At 36.6% G+C, this 17,918-nt stretch carries 16 protein-coding genes; 9 read left to right on the forward strand and 7 right to left on the reverse strand.

Features of this window, described 5'->3' with window-relative positions:
- Positions 1–60: 60 nt before the first annotated feature.
- Positions 61–213, forward strand: a complete 153-nt coding sequence (locus C0430_RS10865) for a DUF4295 domain-containing protein (RefSeq protein WP_073370281.1) — start codon at positions 61–63, stop codon at positions 211–213.
- A gap of 246 nt (positions 214–459) precedes the next feature.
- Positions 460–1,413, forward strand: coding sequence for a signal recognition particle-docking protein FtsY (gene ftsY / locus C0430_RS10870; protein ID WP_290869681.1), 954 nt, complete (start codon positions 460–462; stop codon positions 1,411–1,413).
- 186 nt (positions 1,414–1,599) lie between these two features.
- Here the strand turns inward: ftsY and C0430_RS10875 are convergent, their stop codons facing one another.
- Positions 1,600–2,670, reverse strand: coding sequence for a serine hydrolase (locus C0430_RS10875; protein ID WP_290869684.1), 1,071 nt, complete (start codon positions 2,668–2,670; stop codon positions 1,600–1,602).
- Between the two features lie 170 nt (positions 2,671–2,840).
- Between C0430_RS10875 and C0430_RS10880 the strand changes: the two genes are divergently transcribed.
- Both C0430_RS10880 and C0430_RS10885 read left to right on the forward strand, forming a co-directional pair.
- Positions 2,841–3,284: a lipocalin family protein gene (locus C0430_RS10880; RefSeq protein ID WP_290869687.1), complete on the forward strand. Its 444-nt coding sequence runs from the start codon at positions 2,841–2,843 to the stop codon at positions 3,282–3,284.
- A complete protein-coding gene (locus C0430_RS10885) occupies positions 3,265–3,561 on the forward strand; it encodes a DUF721 domain-containing protein (protein ID WP_290869693.1) in 297 nt (98 codons plus the stop codon). The genes C0430_RS10880 and C0430_RS10885 overlap by 20 nt, the downstream gene beginning before the upstream one ends.
- A gap of 144 nt (positions 3,562–3,705) precedes the next feature.
- Here C0430_RS10885 and C0430_RS10890 read toward each other — a convergent pair whose 3' ends face one another.
- Both C0430_RS10890 and bshC read right to left on the reverse strand, forming a co-directional pair.
- Positions 3,706–4,125 carry a nucleoside-diphosphate kinase gene (locus C0430_RS10890; RefSeq protein WP_290869696.1) on the reverse strand — a complete coding sequence of 140 codons (420 nt, stop codon included), beginning with the start codon at positions 4,123–4,125 and terminating at the stop codon, positions 3,706–3,708.
- Positions 4,126–4,225: 100 nt separating this feature from the next.
- Positions 4,226–5,818 carry a bacillithiol biosynthesis cysteine-adding enzyme BshC gene (gene bshC / locus C0430_RS10895; RefSeq protein WP_290869700.1) on the reverse strand — a complete coding sequence of 531 codons (1,593 nt, stop codon included), beginning with the start codon at positions 5,816–5,818 and terminating at the stop codon, positions 4,226–4,228.
- A gap of 103 nt (positions 5,819–5,921) precedes the next feature.
- Between bshC and C0430_RS10900 the strand changes: the two genes are divergently transcribed.
- From C0430_RS10900 to C0430_RS10920, 5 genes are all read left to right on the forward strand, one after another.
- Positions 5,922–7,205 (forward strand): MFS transporter, encoded by a 1,284-nt coding sequence (locus C0430_RS10900; RefSeq protein ID WP_290869703.1) that lies wholly within the window; start codon positions 5,922–5,924, stop codon positions 7,203–7,205.
- A 100-nt stretch (positions 7,206–7,305) separates the two neighbouring features.
- Positions 7,306–9,504, forward strand: a complete 2,199-nt coding sequence (locus C0430_RS10905) for a radical SAM protein (RefSeq protein ID WP_290869706.1) — start codon at positions 7,306–7,308, stop codon at positions 9,502–9,504.
- Positions 9,505–9,607: 103 nt separating this feature from the next.
- On the forward strand, positions 9,608–10,093 hold the full coding sequence (locus tag C0430_RS10910) for a biotin/lipoyl-containing protein (RefSeq protein WP_290869710.1): 486 nt from the start codon (positions 9,608–9,610) through the stop codon (positions 10,091–10,093).
- 3 nt (positions 10,094–10,096) lie between these two features.
- Positions 10,097–11,539, forward strand: coding sequence for an acetyl-CoA carboxylase biotin carboxylase subunit (locus tag C0430_RS10915; protein WP_290869712.1), 1,443 nt, complete (start codon positions 10,097–10,099; stop codon positions 11,537–11,539).
- A 54-nt stretch (positions 11,540–11,593) separates the two neighbouring features.
- Positions 11,594–13,135: an acyl-CoA carboxylase subunit beta gene (locus C0430_RS10920; RefSeq protein WP_290869716.1), complete on the forward strand. Its 1,542-nt coding sequence runs from the start codon at positions 11,594–11,596 to the stop codon at positions 13,133–13,135.
- Positions 13,136–13,224: 89 nt separating this feature from the next.
- On the opposite strand, the gene C0430_RS10925 is transcribed toward C0430_RS10920, so the two are convergent.
- The 4 genes from C0430_RS10925 to C0430_RS10940 form a co-directional block, all read right to left on the reverse strand.
- The gene (locus tag C0430_RS10925) at positions 13,225–16,143 is read right to left on the reverse strand and encodes a M16 family metallopeptidase (RefSeq protein ID WP_290869719.1); all 2,919 of its coding nucleotides are present in this window, start codon (positions 16,141–16,143) and stop codon (positions 13,225–13,227) included.
- Positions 16,144–16,346: 203 nt separating this feature from the next.
- On the reverse strand, positions 16,347–17,162 hold the full coding sequence (locus C0430_RS10930) for a hypothetical protein (protein WP_290869722.1): 816 nt from the start codon (positions 17,160–17,162) through the stop codon (positions 16,347–16,349).
- A gap of 137 nt (positions 17,163–17,299) precedes the next feature.
- On the reverse strand, positions 17,300–17,644 hold the full coding sequence (gene rplT, locus C0430_RS10935) for a 50S ribosomal protein L20 (protein ID WP_290869725.1): 345 nt from the start codon (positions 17,642–17,644) through the stop codon (positions 17,300–17,302).
- 139 nt (positions 17,645–17,783) lie between these two features.
- The coding region (locus tag C0430_RS10940) for a 50S ribosomal protein L35 (RefSeq protein ID WP_290869732.1) at positions 17,784–17,918 on the reverse strand (135 nt) is incomplete at its 5' end.

The following is a 17,918-nucleotide window of genomic DNA, read 5'->3' on the forward strand; positions in this document are numbered from 1 at the left end:
AAAGAAATTAAATAATTAAAAATTTTTACACCAGTAAAAGTTTTAAAAAACATTTGAATCATGGCAAAGAAAACCGTAGCATCGTTACAAACATCTTCCAAGAGATTATCAAAAGCCATCAAAATGGTGAAATCTCCTAAGACAGGTGCATATACATTCGTAGAATCTATTATGGCTCCTGAAGCAGTTGATGAATTCTTGAAAAAGAAATAATCTAAATAGCATTATATAGAAAAGCTACTTTCATTCGGAAGTAGCTTTTTTATTTTCTATATTTGCTACGCCTGTTCGCTAACGCTCGGGTGTCAATCATTTTTCAGGAGCTGTTTCCTGCTGTACGCTATATCTTTTGTGGCGAAACCCGCCACAAAAGGATGTCGCTTCCATCAGGGCTAGGTCGCTGGACAAAACGATATAAAATCTGAAATTAAAAATCGTTAATCCTCAATCAATAATCCGATGAGTTTTTTTAAAAAAATATTTTCTTCCGAAAAAAAGGAAACTTTAGACAAAGGTCTAGAGAAATCTAAAACATCTTTCTTTTCCAAATTGACCAAAGCCGTTGCCGGTAAATCAAAAGTGGACGATGAGGTATTAGATAACCTGGAAGAAATCCTCGTATCTTCAGACGTGGGAGTCAACACCACTTTAAAAATCATCAACCGAATAGAAAAACGCGTTGCCGAAGACAAATTCCTTGGAACCGATGAACTCAACCAAATCCTTCGAGAAGAAATTGCAGGTTTACTTTCAGAAATCGATTCAGGTGAAGCTATCGAATTTGTAATTCCAATCAATACCAAACCTTATGTTTTGATGGTTGTGGGAGTGAATGGAGTAGGAAAAACGACCACTATCGGTAAATTAGCTTACCAATTCAAAAAAGCTGGATACAAAGTGGTTCTTGGTGCAGCCGATACTTTTCGTGCCGCAGCCATCGACCAATTGCAAGTTTGGGCAGACCGAGTGGGTGTTCCCATCGTAAGACAAAATATGGGAAGCGATCCAGCATCCGTGGCTTTTGACACTTTGCAATCTGCCGTTGCCCAAGATGCCGACATCGTGATTATTGATACCGCAGGTCGTTTGCACAACAAAATCAACTTGATGAACGAGTTGACCAAAGTAAAACGCGTGATGCAAAAAGTGGTTGCCGATGCGCCACACGACGTGATGTTGGTTATTGATGGTTCGACAGGACAAAATGCTTTCGAACAAGCCAAACAATTTACTGCAGCCACCGAAGTTACTTCGCTTGCCGTTACAAAATTAGACGGAACTGCCAAAGGTGGTGTAGTCATCGGTATTTCAGACCAATTCCAGATTCCCGTGAAATATATTGGAGTGGGAGAAGGAATCGAGGATTTACAGGTCTTCAATAAATACGAGTTTGTAGATAGTTTCTTTAAATAATAGTTTCAATGAATTTTTCTTTCTTCAAAAATATCGCTCCAATTTACTTTTATTTAGTAAGTGTTATTTGCTTTGTTCTGTCCAACTTGACCCGTGATAAAAACATACCGCTTTATTATGCATTGCTTTTTTTGGGAGCTGTTTTTTTTATCATTGGTTTTTTCAAAAGAATGAAAAGTAAATAGTTTATTGATATAGGGCACTGATTTTTGTCCATAATTCTTCATCAAAACCAGATAAAGCAAAAGTTGGATTGGCAGGATTGGCTACATCACCCATTCTGATGACTACCATTTTTTTGCTTGGAATCACGTATATTTTTTGATCATTTTTACCCAAAGCCATAAACATGTCGTTTGGCCCCGTAGGGATTAAACTTCCATTGAATTGCAGTTGGGATTGAGGCAAATGATAACTCGATTTTCCGTTCAACCACCATAAATAACCATATCCTAAATTGATGTTTTGGGAAGTATTTGATGCCTCGTTGAAATAAGCTTCGTTGAGAATGGTTGTGTTATTCCATTTTCCTTTGTTGAGCATCAATAAACCAAAACGTGCCATACTTCGCGTCGTACTCCAATACACGCTGTTGTTGTCTAGTTGTACCCAAGCTCCCGTCATTCCTATTTTGTCCTTCAATTTTGCATTGAAATAGTTCGACCATGTTTGTCCTGAAGCGGAGGCGATGACATCCTGCAATTTCACGTAAACGTTGTGATACGCCCAGCGAGTTCCTGCATCGGCTTTGTAAATTAAACTTGCAGGATCAACGGCATCTCCATTGACAACGTCTTCGATACCGGAAGTCATGGTCAGCAGGTGTTTGTTGGTAATCAGGTTTTCTTTGGCCAATGGCATACTTGTCCAGCCTGTTCCTATATAATCAGAAACTTTGTTGTTGATGTTTATTAATCCTTCTTGTTGTGCAATTCCTGTCAATGTTGCGGTCAATGTTTTTCCTGCACTCGCCCAGTACCAACCGGTTGAGGCGGAATGTCCGTTGAAATAATTTTCCATAACAATTTTTCCGTTCACCAAAATGATAAACCCTTTGGAGTTTTTGAGAGCCAAATAATCCAAAAGTGGTTGAACCGCAGTTTGTTTCCATCCTAAATCTGCAATAGATTTTGTTTCCCATACATCGCCGGTTAGTGGGGGGAAATAGGCAGTTTCATTTGGAGTTGGATTAGTAGTGTCTGAACTACAACTTGTCAAGAATAACAGGGTCAGGAAAGTACAGCAAATTTTTGACATATCTTGAAGTGTTTGTTTGGAGGTAAGACCAAAAATATGGAAAATAGTTTAACTAGTTTTTTAATTTTTTGTTTTCTTTGGAATTTAATAAGGTTAACTTTGTCGAAGAAGGAAACCGTTTTTTTATCCTTTAAATCCAAGCAGAAAGTAGCTCAAAAAAAAATAATTTTATGAAAAATATTTTTAGAATTTTATTCTTGTCGTTTCTTTTTGTTGCTTGTCAGCAAAAGATAAAACCCGAAGATGTATCCAAAATTAATGGTTATTGGGAAATAGAAAAAGTGGTTTTTGACCAAGGAAAAGACAAGGAATATGGCATCAACGAAAGTTATGATTATTTCCAGATTGACAAGAACAATAAGGGATTTAGGAAGAAAGTGATGCCGCAATTGGATGGGACTTTTATGGTAAATGACACATACGAAAATGTTGCAGTTCGGTTTGAAGGCGACAAAGTTTATCTAGATTATTCCACAAGCTATGCCAAATGGAGCGAGGAATTAATTGCTATTTCTGACAAAGAATTGGTTTTTAAAAATGCCGAAAAAAAAGAATATCATTACAAGAAAGCGGAACCATTAAATATTTTGGGCGATGGCAAAAAGACTAAATAATCAAAGTACGGTTGGGGATATTCTGCAACAAATTATACAAGTCAACAAATTGCAACCCGGAATGGATCAAATTGACGTAAGAGAAGCCTGGAAAAATTTGATGGGCAACGGTGTAAATCATTACACGAAAAATGTAGTTTTGAAAGGAAGCACTTTGTATGTCGAGCTTTCTTCGGCGGTTTTGCGGGAAGAATTGAGTCACGGAAAATCAAAAATTGTGGCCATGATTAACGAAGAATTGCGTCGTGACGTGGTGAAGGATGTTGTTTTTAGGTGATGATTTTAGATTGAAGATTAACGATTTCAGATTTCAGATTTTTGTGATAGTAAATAAAAAATCCCGTTTCAAATTTTGAAACGGGATTTTCTGTTTTAAATTTTTAAATCCGAATTCAAAAATCTAAAATCATATATCTGAAATCTAGAATTGCTCTCTTCCTGCGAAGTGGAAAGCACTTTCGATAGCGGCGTTCTCGTCACTGTCAGAACCGTGAACTGCGTTTTCGCCAATTGAAGTTGCGTATGCTTTACGGATAGTTCCTTCGGCAGCTTCGGCTGGATTTGTGGCTCCAATCAAAGTTCTGAAATCTTCAACTGCATTTTCTTTTTCCAAGATGGCAGCAACAATTGGACCTCTTGACATAAATTCCACCAATTCTCCGTAAAAAGGTCTAGCAGCGTGAACGGCATAAAATGCTTGAGCATCAGCAACCGTTAATTGTGTTAATTTCAAAGAAACGATTTTGAAACCAGCATTGGTAATCATTGCCAATATGTTTCCGATGTGTCCGTTTGCAACCGCATCCGGTTTAATCATTGTAAAAGTTCTATTTGTAGCCATTTCGTTTTTGGTTTTTTTAAATTGGATGCAAAAATAGAACTTTTTTACGAATAGATTTTATTGAATCATCAATTTATTGCTGATTATTTGACGTTTTCTGTTAAGAAAGTATAATAATGTTGAAATTACTTTCCAAAGGTTTCAATTGATTGAACAATTGAGGAATAAAACGGACTCCATTTTCTATGTAAAATTCCGAAAAATTGACTTGGCGTTCCTGTAAACTTTTATTGGGAAACAATTCGTTTTGCAAATCGGTAATTCGTTCCAGTTCTTCGGAATGTTTCTTTTTTTGAGCTTTCAACAGCCGTTTTTCCAAATTTTCCAAGCCTTTTATTTGTTTGGCCTCTTGAGCTTTTACCGCACCAAGAAATGATTTGTCTGTTTTTTGTGCCAAACTGTGAAGATAATGGAACTGGTTTTTCAAAAAATCTTTTTGAATGGACAAGTCAATAGAAAAATCGTCCAATAATTTTATTTTTTCGTTTACCAAATCCTCTTGTTTCGAAAATAAATCGCTCCAAGATAATCCTAATTTATCCGCTTTTTTTGCCTGTTTTTCGGTGGTTAATAAAACAGAATTTCGAACTAAAAGTATGGGGAAACTAACGTTTACTGCATCAAAAAAAGATTTTAGTTCCAGCCAATAGGCGATTTCACCACCACCTCCAATGTAACACAAATTGGGAAGAATCACTTCTTGGTACAACGGACGCATAATCACGTTGGGACTGAACTTTTCGGGATTATTTTCTAATAATGAAAGAATTTCGCTTTCGGAAAATTTTATGTTGGTGTTGTTTACGTTGTATTTATCGTTTTCAAAAATAATCCGTTCGCGCAAATTATCTTCTACATAGAACAAATTGATTTCACGAGGATTAACTTGAATGTTGTAGTGGTCTAATTTTTCAATGGTTTCAAGAACTTTTTTGTGGGAAGTTTGCTGGGTCAATTCTCCCTTTATATAAGGGATGAATGTTCGTTTTAAATCCTGATTATCGGCATCGAGAATCACCAATCCGTATTCGCCAAAAAGTTCATTTGCCAGAAAGCGCGTGGCATCGGCTAAATTGGAATGATTCAAATAGGATTCCTGAAAAAGTTTTTTGATGGTTTCGGCATTTTTTCCAGAGCCTAATTCGTGGGAATACACTTCAAAAAAATCATCTAAACCTTCGGTTGATAAGCGTCCGACGGGACCAGTACTTTCCTTGTTCCAGCGGAATTTTCGACCTTTAAAATTGAAGTAATTAATTTCGTCAAAATCGTGGTCTTCGGTCGCCATCCAATAAATGGGAACGAAGTTTTGTGCTGGATATTTTGCTTTTAACTCTTTTGCTAAATTGATTGTAGAAATAATTTTGTACAAAAAATACAAAGGCCCAGTGAACAAATTCAGCTGGTGACCGGTAGTAATCGTGAAAGTATTCGGACTTGCCAGCGCTTCAATGTTTTGTTGGGTCAAACCGGAAATCGAGATTTTCGAATATTGCTTGAGCAAAACCGAAACTAAAACAGTTCTATTTTGATCTTCAAAATTTTCTTTTTTTTCCAGAATTTGTGCTTCGAAATTTTCAAAATTTGGAAACCTGTTATAAAGGGACTGTAAGTTGGATTTTTGCTCTAAATAATCGTTCATTAAAGGAGAGAAATATCCTGAATTTTGATAGCTGATACAGTCTGTTGGCATATTGAAGTTTATTTGATGCTAAATTACTAAAAAAATATTGGAACTAATTATTTGTTAGTTTCGAAAATTAACATCATTTTTATCAAAATATTTAATTATTCTCATGAAAGAAAATCCCAATCCTAAAAAAGTAAATTCATTGACACACGTACTTTTTGGCAGTTTAATTGGCACCACCATCGAGTTTTTCGATTTTTATATTTATGCCAATGCCGCCGTTTTGGTTTTTCCACAATTGTTTTTTCCGGGATCTGACCCCACAACTTCGGTGATTGAATCTTTGGCCACTTTTTCTATAGCTTTTTTTGCAAGGCCAATTGGCTCGGCAATTTTTGGACATTTTGGAGATAAAATAGGGCGCAAGGCCACCTTGGTTGCGGCTTTATTGATGATGGGAATTTCTACGGTTTGCATTGGATTATTGCCAACCTATCAAAGTATCGGAATTATGGCGCCTCTATTATTGATGCTTTGCCGTTTTGGTCAAGGTCTTGGTTTGGGTGGCGAATGGGGTGGAGCCGTTTTATTGGCCATCGAAAATGCACCTCCGGGAAAACGCGCTTGGTACGGAATGTTTCCTCAATTGGGTGCGCCAATTGGGTTGTTGCTTTCAGGGGGAACTTTTCTTTTGTTGAGTGATGTGTTGACCGAAGAACAATTTTTTGATTATGGCTGGAGAATTCCATTTATAGCCAGTTCGTTATTGGTTGTGGTTGGGTTTTACATTCGATTGAAAATCACCGAAACACCTTCATTTGAGAATGCTTTGGAAACCAAGAAACAAGTGGAAATTCCGCTGATGACGATTTTGAAATCCTATAGATGGGAACTGATTTTTGGGACATTGGCTGCCGTGGCAACTTTCGTTACTTTCTATTTAATGACCGTTTTCAGTTTGAGTTGGGCAACAACCCATCTAGGATTTAGCCGTCGTGATTTCTTGATCATCCAGTTATTCTCCATATTGTTTTTTGTAGCGGGAATACCTATTTCTGCTGTATTGGCAGATAAATTTGGATGTAAAACAATTTTGGTTTTGATATCTACTTTGATTGTGCTTTTTGGATTCACTTTTTCTTTCTTTATGGAATCGGGAAACACACTGATGATAACCACTTTTGTTTGCGTCGGAATGGGATTGATGGGATTGACTTACGGGCCAGTAGGCACTTTTTTGTCGGAGTTGTTTCCTACGGAGGTTCGGTATTCCGGTGCTTCGTTGACGTTTAATTTGGCAGGGATTTTAGGAGCTTCTTTCGCGCCATTAATCGCCATTTGGTTAGCCACAAGCTATGGAATTTCTTATGTTGGTTTTTATTTGTCCATTGCTGCCTTAATTTCGGTTTTGGCACTTTTATCTATAAGAAAAAAGGAGGAGCAGTTTTAAAAGACTTTTTTTCATTTCAAAATTAGTCTTGACGAATAGTTTTTATTGATTAAAGCTGTAAAGTTATTTTTTGAAGTTATTTTTGCACAAAACAATTCTCTTGAAAACTCAAGTATTTCTCATCACGCCACCCTTTACACAGCTGAACACGCCGTATCCGGCAACGGCTTACATTAAAGGTTTTTTGAACACCAAAAACATCTCGGCAACCCAAGCCGATTTGGGAATAGAAGTGATTTTGAAATTGTTTTCGAAAAAAGGTTTGGAAGATTTATTTAATTACCCAAGACCCAAAACCCAAAACCTAACACCCAATTCCCAACGAATTTTTGCTCTTCAAGACGAATACATCAAAACCATAGATTCGGTTATTGCTTTTTTGCAAGGAAAAAATCCAACCTTGGCACTCCAAATTTGTCAAGAAGATTATTTGCCGGAAGCCTCGAGATTTGCACAATTGGAAGAATTGGATTGGGCTTTCGGAACGATGGGGACACAGGACAAAGCCAAACATTTGGCGACTTTGTACCTCGAAGATATTTCCGATTTTATCGTGGAATGTGTCGATGCCAATTTTGGTTTCAGCCGTTATGCGGAACGTTTGGGCAGAAGTGCCAATTCTTTTGATGAATTGTATTCGGCCCTGCAAGAAAAACCAACTTATATTGACGAAGTTTTATTCTCGATTTTGAAGGAAAGAATCGAAACCATTCAGCCCGAATTATTCCTGATTTCTGTTCCTTTTCCGGGGAATTTATATTCCGCTTTTCGTTCGGCGCAATGGGTGAAAAAATACCATCCCAACATCAAAATTTCGATGGGAGGCGGTTTCCCCAATACCGAATTGCGTTCGCTTTCTGATGCTCGAGTTTTTGAATTTTTCGATTACATCACTTTGGACGACGGCGAATTACCAGTGGAATTATTAGTGGAAGCAGTTTGTCAGACTGAGCCTGTCGAAGTTTTTTTCAAACGTACTTTTCTTCTTGAAAACGAAAAAGTAGTGTACAAAAACAATTCATTAAAACCAGATTATAAACAATCCGAAGTGGGAACGCCCGATTATTCGGATTTGCTTTTGGACAAATACATTTCGGTTATCGAAATCGTGAATCCGATGCACCGAATGTGGAGCGACGGACGATGGAACAAACTCACGATGGCGCACGGTTGTTATTGGGGAAAATGCACTTTTTGCGACATTTCATTGGATTACATCAAATTATACGAACCCATCGCCGCCAATTTATTGTGTGATCGAATGGAGGAAATGATAACGCAAACTGGGCAAAACGGTTTTCATTATGTGGATGAAGCGGCGCCACCAGCCTTGATGCGGGCTTTGGCACTCGAAATTTTGCGCAGGAAATTATCGGTAACTTGGTGGACGAACATTCGTTTCGAAAAAAGTTTCACGGCCGATTTGTGTTTGCTATTGAAAGCTTCGGGTTGCATTGCCGTTTCCGGCGGACTCGAAGTGGCTTCAGACCGATTGTTGCAATTGATTGACAAAGGCGTCACGGTGGAACAAGTGGCAAAAGTCACCCGAAATTTCACTGAAGCCGGCATTATGGTTCACGCATATTTAATGTACGGTTATCCCACGCAAACGGTTCAGGAAACGGTGGACAGCCTCGAAATGGTGCGTCAATTGTTTGAAGCAGGTGTTTTGCAATCGGGATTTTGGCATCAATTTGCGATGACGGCCCACAGCCCGGTGGGAATGAATTCCGAGCAATTTGGAGCAATAAAGGAAACGGAAACCATTGGCACTTTTGCCAATAACGATATTAATTTCAAGGATTCAACGGGAATCGATCACGACAAGTTCAGTTTTGGATTGAAGAAATCCTTGTTCAATTTTATGCACGGAATCTGTTTTGATTATGAATTGCAGGATTGGTTCGATTTTAAAATTCCGAAAACCAAAATCCATCCCGATTTTATTGCCAATGCCTTGGAAGATGACGAAGATTTCAACATAAAACTAACGGCGAAAATTGTTTGGCTGGGAGGGAAGCCAATAGCGGAACATTTTGCCAAATCCAAAAAAGGGAATTCTTGGGAAATGTTGGCCCTGACTTTTCACGACAAAAAAGAAAGTTTTACTATTCAAACCGGAAAAAGGGAAGGCGAATGGTTGGTGCAAATGCTGGAGAAACTTTCGGTTTCCCAATCCAAAACGTATTCATTTAAAGAAATTAAATCTGATTTTGAAACTCATTTGGAAGATTTTGAATTGTTTTGGTATTCCAAACCTGTGAATGCTTTGAGGGAATTTGGGTTGTTGGTTTTGTAATTATTCCTCAAAAAAACACCTATATCAATTTAGCAAATATCTTTATTTTTTTAATTACGAAAACGTTTTCTTTAACTAATTTTGTATCATAAAACAGATACAAATGAGTATTCCTTATAAAATTAACGTTAATGATGCTTTTTATTTTGATTTCGAAAATGAAAGTATTTCACAATTGGATGCCGTGAGTGTGGAAACGGATAAATTCCATGTTCTTCATCAAAATCTCCCTTACAAAGCTGAAATTGTTTCTTCAGATTTCAATCAAAAAAAATACACGGTCAAGGTAAACAACAATACCTACCATGTCGCTATTTTAAATCCCTTGGATGCCTTAATTAAAGAAATGGGTTTTGCCGTTGGAAAAACAAAACAGGTCAATGTCATCAAAGCTCCTATGCCTGGATTAATTCTTGAAATCAGTGTTGTCGTTGGGCAAAGAGTAAAGGAGAACGATAATTTATTGATTCTTACTGCAATGAAAATGGAAAATAGTTTCTTGTCTCCTCGCGAAGGAGTTATAAAAAACATTGCGATAAGTGTTGGAGATTCCGTGGTAAAAGGGGATTTATTAATTGAATTTGAATAGCATATGAAAAAGATTTTGGTTGCCAATAGAGGAGAAATTGCCATTAGGGTAATGAAAACTGCCCAGAAAATGGGAATTAAAACCGTTGCCGTTTATTCAACTGCCGACAGAAATGCTCCACACGTAAAATTTGCCGATGAAGCCGTTTGGATTGGAGAATCTCCTTCGAACCAATCGTATTTGTTGGGAAGCAAAATTATTGAAGTAGCCAAAGCTTTAAACGTGGATGCCATTCATCCAGGTTACGGATTTCTGAGCGAAAATGCAGAATTTGCCGAAGATGCCGAAAGAAATAATATTATTTTCATTGGTCCCAAATCAAAAGCTATTAAAATTATGGGAAGCAAACTAGCCGCCAAAGATGCGGTTATGAAATATAATATTCCAATGGTACCAGGAGTTGACCATGCCATTATCGATATTGACGAAGCCAAAAAAATAGCAACTTCCATCGGATTTCCTATTTTGATAAAAGCCTCGGCAGGAGGTGGCGGGAAAGGAATGCGCGTGGTAGAAAAAGAAAGCGATTTCGAATTTCAAATGAATCGTGCCATAAGTGAAGCGATTGCGGCTTTTGGTGACGGTTCGGTTTTTATCGAAAAATATGTTGCTTCTTCGCGACATATCGAAATCCAAATTATGGCAGACAGTCACGGGAATGTTTTGTATTTATTCGAAAGAGAATGCAGCATTCAGCGTCGTCATCAAAAAGTAATTGAAGAAGCTCCATCTTCAATATTGACGCCGGAAATACGTAAAAAAATGGGTGAAGCAGCCATTCTTGTTGCTCAATCCTGTGACTATCTTGGAGCTGGAACTGTCGAATTTTTATATGATGGAAATGATAATTTTTATTTTCTGGAAATGAACACTCGCTTGCAAGTGGAACATCCGGTGACTGAATTGATTTCAGGAGTTGATTTGGTCGAAATGCAAATACGGGTGGCTAGAGGAGAAGCTTTAGCCCTCAAGCAAGAAGATTTAGAAATTAAAGGTCATGCAATGGAATTACGCGTTTATGCTGAAGATCCAATGAACGATTTTTTGCCAAGTGTTGGACATTTGGATGTGTATCAATTACCTGTAGGCGAAGGTATTCGTGTGGACAACGGTTTTGAACAAGGAATGGGTATTCCCATTTATTATGACCCGATGTTGTCGAAATTAATCACTTACGGAAAAACCCGTGAAGAAGCCATCGGGTTAATGATTAAAGCGATTGACGACTATAAAATTGAAGGTGTGCAAACCACTTTGCCTTTTGGAAAATTTGTTTTTCAACACGAAGCTTTTCGTTCCGGAAAATTTGATACCAATTTCGTGAAAAAGTATTACGACACTTCGGCTTTGAAAGCTCAAATGGAAAAAGAAGCCGAAATTGCTGCTCTGATAGCCTTGAAACACTATTTTGAAGATCAAAAAATAGTGCGTTTACCCAATTCTTAATTCAAATTTTAATTCTTGGTTGAGTATAATAGAACCTTCATATTCAAAGAAATTATGGAAGACAAAATAAAAATATTAAACGATAAAATAGCCCAAGCGCTTTCGGGTGGTGGCAAGAATCGTATTGCAAAGCAACATGAAAAGGAAAAATTAACGGCAAGAGAACGTGTTGATTATTTGATGGATGAAGGATCTTTCGAAGAAATTGGGATGTTGGTAACCCATCGGACCACTGATTTTGGAATGGATAAAGAAGTCTATTATGGGGATGGAGTTATCACGGGATATGGTACCATAAATGGCAGATTAGTCTACATTTTTGCCCAAGATTTTACTGTTTTTGGTGGGTCGTTATCCGAAACGCACGCCGAAAAAATATGTAAAGTGATGGATATGGCCATCAAAATGGGAGCGCCAATGATTGGACTCAATGATTCTGGAGGAGCGCGAATTCAAGAAGGCGTTCGTTCTTTAGGAGGTTATGCCGATATTTTTTATAGAAATGTTCAAGCCAGTGGAGTTATTCCTCAAATCTCTGCCATTATGGGGCCTTGTGCCGGTGGAGCAGTTTATTCTCCCGCAATGACTGATTTCACGATGATGGTTGAAGGCTCCAGTTACATGTTTGTTACAGGTCCAAATGTTGTAAAAACGGTAACTAACGAAACCGTGACTTCAGAGGAATTGGGTGGTGCCGTTGCGCATTCAACCAAGTCTGGCGTGGCACATATTACTTCGGGAAATGATGTGGAATGTCTGGAAGATTTAAAACGATTGCTGAGTTATTTGCCCCAAAGCAATAATGAAACGGTAAAGAATTTGCCATATGTTTTGGGTGATGAAGTGAGAATGAAATTAGCAACCGTAATTCCGGATAATATACATAAACCGTATGATATGCACGAGGTTATTTCCGGAATTATTGACGAAGACTCTTTTTATGAAATTCATAAAAATTATGCCGAAAATATTATCGTGGGATTAGCCAGATTGGGAGGTAGAAGTATCGGTATTATTGCCAATCAGCCTATGTTTTTGGCAGGTGTATTGGACGTTAAAAGTTCTAAAAAGGCTGCTCGTTTCACTCGTTTTTGTGATTGTTTTAATATTCCATTATTGGTTTTGGTTGATGTGCCTGGTTTTTTGCCCGGAACTGACCAAGAATGGGAAGGAATTATTGTTCACGGAGCAAAATTATTATACGCTTTGAGTGAAGCAACCGTGCCAAGGGTAACCGTCATTACCCGAAAAGCTTATGGTGGCGCTTATGATGTAATGAATTCCAAACACATTGGTGCCGACTTCAATTTTGCTTGGCCAACTGCAGAAATTGCAGTAATGGGAGCCAAAGGCGCTTCGGAAATCATCTTCAAAAAAGAAATAAGTGAAGCCGATGACCACGAAGCAAAACTATTGGAAAAAGAAACAGAATATGCTGATTTGTTTGCCAATCCATACACTGCTGCGCAACGAGGTTTTATTGATGAAGTAATTCTGCCGCAAGACACTCGCCGAAAACTGATAAAAGCATTTAGCATGCTTGAAAATAAAGTGAGTGTGAAACCCAATAGAAAACACGGAAATATTCCTTTGTAACGAATTTAAAAAAAAGAAACCCAATCGATAGATTGGGTTTCTTGTAATAAAAGTGATTTTAAAGTTACAAACAAGACTTTGTATAATCGTTAGTAATTGAAAATTTCCTCTAAAGAAACTTCTTCAATTGTGCCTAATTTTTTAAGTGCTTCAAAGTCTAAACTTTCTTTTTTGCCAATGATGGCCGTGTTGTATTTTTTAGTTTTAACTTCTTTGTTGAAAAAGTCATAGGTAGCTTCTAACGTAAGATTTTGAATGTTTTTGTACGTGTCTTTTCTGATATCATAATCGAAACCTAATTTTTTCAAATTCATTTGATTGAAGAAAATGTTCGTCTTGATGATTCTGGTAGAAGCAATTTGTTTCAAACTTGACTCTTTAGCGTTGTTGAATTGCTTTTCAATTTTTGGCATATCGCTTAATAATGTTGAAATGGCATCAACTGCTTGTGGTAATTTGTTGGCCTGTGTTCCTATGGAAACTTGCATGTAATCGTTTAGGTTTTTTTCGTTTGCCATTCCGTAATACGCACGAGCGGAGTAAGCCAATGACTTGGATTCCCTGATTTCTTGGAAAACGATGGAGGATAATCCAGAACCAAAATACGAGTTAAATACATTGACAGTTCCGGTTATGTTTGAATTGTATTTTTCTCCTTTTGCAATCCTGGTCATTTCTGCTTGAACCATGTCATAGTTGGCAAAATATACTTCGTTTGTAGTTTCTGGCTCCAAATATACTTTTGGACTTGGAATAGCTTTGGCAGCATTTAGATTGTGATTTTTTTCTAAAGCGACCACAATTGGATTCAAGTCATTTCCATAAAAGAAAATTTGGTGTTCATAATCTGTAATTCCTTTTAGCAAGTTGGTAAGTTCAGAAATATTCATTTCTTTCAATTCCTTTTCTGACAGAATATCTCTAAAACGAGAATCTTTCCCGTATTTTGCATAATTTGTCAAGGCAATCATGATGTTTTCTTTACGTTTTTTCGCATTGGCTCTTGTATTCAAAATGGTAGCCACGGTTGTGTTGTATACTTCTTGGTCTGGTTTTACATTTTTCAACAAGTTTTCCAATAAAGCAATTCCTTTTGGCAAGTTGCTTTCTAAACCAGAAAGATAAATATAGCTTAAATCATTGCCGGCATTTACGGAATAGGTAACCCCAATTTTATAAAACTCTTTTTTAACCTCTTCAGCACTCATTTTGTCTGTGCCTAAAAAGTCTAACATTCCCATTGCCAAGGACAATTTTTTGTTGTGATCCGATCCCATATTAAAAATGTAATACAGATTCGAAATGGTATTAGTGTTGTTTTTGACAAAGCTAATATTGGTGTTTTTTACCTTTTTGGTTTGTATTTCTTTTTTGAAATCTACGTAAACAGGTGTTAATTCTGTAGGTTTTAAGGCAGCGAATTTTTTGTAAAATTCAGATTGGGAATCTCGATTTAATTGGATAGGAGTGATGCTCGGGTTAGATACACGAACCAGTTTATCGTTTACCCCTTTTCTTTTATAAACAATTACATAATTGTTTTTGTAAAAGTCGTTGGCAAATTTAACGACATCGGCTTTAGAAATTTTTGATAACTCATTGATTTCAGATAATGTTTCATTCCAATTTCTACCTTCAATAAACGAACGGTACAATGAAGTGGCCAAGCCGTCACTGGATTCATAAGTTTTCATTCGATCCAGTTTCATGTTGTTGATTACAGCCTGAATCATCCAGTCGTCAAATGCTCCTTTTTTAATTTTATCAATTTCCGAAAGCAATAATTTTTTTCCTTCTTCTAAGGATTGTCCGTCTTTCACGGCTATTGTCAATGCTTGAATCCCATAATCATTGAATATTGAGGTATAGGCTCCGGCACCTAATGCCAATTGTTTTTGATTGATGTCAATATTAATTAAGCCAACTTCACCTGAGTTCGATAAAATATTTGATGTAATGTCTGCCAATAATGCTTCTTTTGTTCCTACTCCCGAGGTTCTCCAAGCCATCATTAATCTTTCTGCAGTTGGGCTTTTCACTTCTCTTTCTACAATTGTGGTCATTGGTTTTTCAACAACTTGTTTTTTCACGGGAAGTTCTTTGTAGTTGAATGTTCCAAAATATTGATCTACCATTTTTATGGTTTTGTCAAAATCTAGATCTCCAACCAAAACCACTGCCATATTGTTTGGAACGTAATAGGTATTGAAATAGTTATGAATGGCCACCATCGAAGGGTTTTTTAAATGCTCCGATTTACCAATGGTGGTTTGTTGTCCATAAGGAGTGTTTGGGAACAAGGCGCTCATCAATTCATAGTTTACGATGCGACCATCATTGTCTTGGGCACGATTGAATTCTTCATAAACGGCCTCCAGTTCGGTATGGAAAAGACGTAAAACCAATTCCGAGAAACGTTCTTTTTCAATAGTCATCCATTTTTCCAATTCGTTTGCCGGAATGTTATTTTTGTATACGGTTTCTTCTAAATAGGTGTGGGCGTTTGTTCCTTTTGCTCCTAGCGAAGAAATGAGTTTGTCGTATTCATTGGCCACCGAATATTTAGAAGCTTCTTGCGAAACTTCATCGATACGTTTGTAAATGGCTTTCTTTTTTTCTGGATCGGTTTCTGCTTTATGTTGTTCGTATAAATCAGAAATTTCTGCTATCAGTTTTTTCTCTGCTTCCCAGTTCTGGGTTCCTATTTTGCTGGTTCCTTTGAAAACCATATGTTCAAGATAGTGAGCCAAGCCGGTATTGTCAGACGGATCGTTGTTGGAACCGGTTCTTACGGGAATGTAGGTTTGTATTCTTGGTTCATCGGTGTTTTGTGCCAGATAAACTTTCAGGCCGTTTTTTAAAGTATAAACCCTAACACCTGTTTTATCATTCTTTACTGTTTCATACGTGTATCCTTGAGTATCTGTCTTTTTCTCGATAGAAAATGTTTGTGATTCAAGGGTTGTTATGGAAAGGAATAAACAACTTAGTAATAATAATTTCTTCATATTTTTTAGTTTTTTCAAAAGTAGGGTAATTTGCACATTAGGCTATAAAAAAAATGTTAAAATATCAATGGGCATTAATTGGAAACAAAAAAAACCAATCTTTCGACTGGGTTTCTATATAAGTAAGTAATCTTAAATTGAGTTGATAAAACGTTTATTTTACTTTATTAAGTATTGCTTTGAAAACTTGATATTCAAATAACTTAATTGTAGAAGTTTATTTTGAATCTGCAATCTACCGTCACGCCACTGGAAACTGCTGCTTTCCAGTTTGCATTTTCAATAAACCTTTTGAGTTGGCTAACGATGTAGTCATAGAATTTTTGATTTTCTGAATTCTTAAATTCAATTTCTATATTGAGGTCAGTAATCTTGGCGTCTCTCTTGATTATGAAACTTGTTTTGGCTAGAAAATCTCTTTCATCTAAACTTTGGATAAAACCATTTGGGAACTTAAAATTTTCAAAAAAATCTTTTAGAATTTGATTCTTTTGATCCAGAAACTCTTTAGCTTTTGGGTATATTATATAATAGGCATCTACTTCGTCGGGGTATGTGAAAACTTCTTTTAGCTTACTTATTACATATAAACTGTCAGCAGTTTTTTCAATGTTTTTTATGAAGTGACTTCCATATTTTAGATTTAATAATTCATTGGATGCTTTGTAATAACAATTTGTTTTCACTTGATGTAGTTCTCCATTGTTTTCATACCAAACATTTTGCATCTCTACTTCTGGAGACACCACAAAATCAATTCCTCTTTTTTTGAGTAATTCGATTAAAAACGGATGATGTCTATTAGCTCCTATTTTGAGATAACCTTCGGGTTGGATATAATAAAATGTCTCTTTTGATTTGAAATCAATTTTAGCTCTTTCTATTTCGGAGGAGCAATTTAAATCCCGTCTATCAATTTTACCAATTATTGTATTGAAGGTATTTTTTTCTGATTCAATCTCTTGCGCTTTGATGGTAAAACTTAATAGTATTAATAAAATGGATAAAGACTTTTTCATACTATAAAGTTATTCTTTTTTATCCATTAATGGTTTTATTTAAATAGAATTTGTTACGTTTCTGAAAACAAAAAAACCCAATCTTTCGACTGGGTTTTTATATAAGTAAGTAATCCTAAATTGAGTTGATAAAACGTTTATTTTACTTTATTAAGTATTGCTTTGAAAGCTGCTGGGTGATTCATTGCTAAATCGGCAAGAACTTTACGGTTCAATTCGATGTTGTTAGCTTTGCATTTCCCGATGAATTGCGAATATGACATTCCTTCCAATCTGGCTCCAGCGTTGATACGTTGAATCCACAAAGCGCGGAAGTTTCTTTTGTTCGCTTTTCTGTCACGGTAAGCATAGCACATTGCTTTCTCAACCGCATTTTTTGCAACTGTCCAAACGTTTTTACGACGACCAAAGAATCCTTTGGCTTGCTTCATTATCTTTTTTCTTCTTGCTCTTTTAGCAACTGAATTTACTGATCTTGGCATAATTTTTCTGTTTTTTTGTAGCAGGCGTCCCGAATTGAATCAAGGGAACTTAAGGCCGTACTCCAAGGTTATTTTAAATTGTTTTAACCTAAAGAATTCTATTTTAATTATCAATTGTTAATTATCAATTGTCAATTAATTAGATGATTCTTAATTGTTGTTTGATGCTTTTCTCATCTGAAGTGTGAACTAGCGCTGAGTGAGTCAAAGCTAATTTACGTTTTTTAGATTTCTTGGTCAAGATGTGACTTTTGAAAGCATGTTTTCTCTTAAG

This window comes from Flavobacterium sp., assembly GCF_013823965.1.
In the GTDB taxonomy this organism is placed as follows: domain Bacteria; phylum Bacteroidota; class Bacteroidia; order Flavobacteriales; family Flavobacteriaceae; genus Flavobacterium.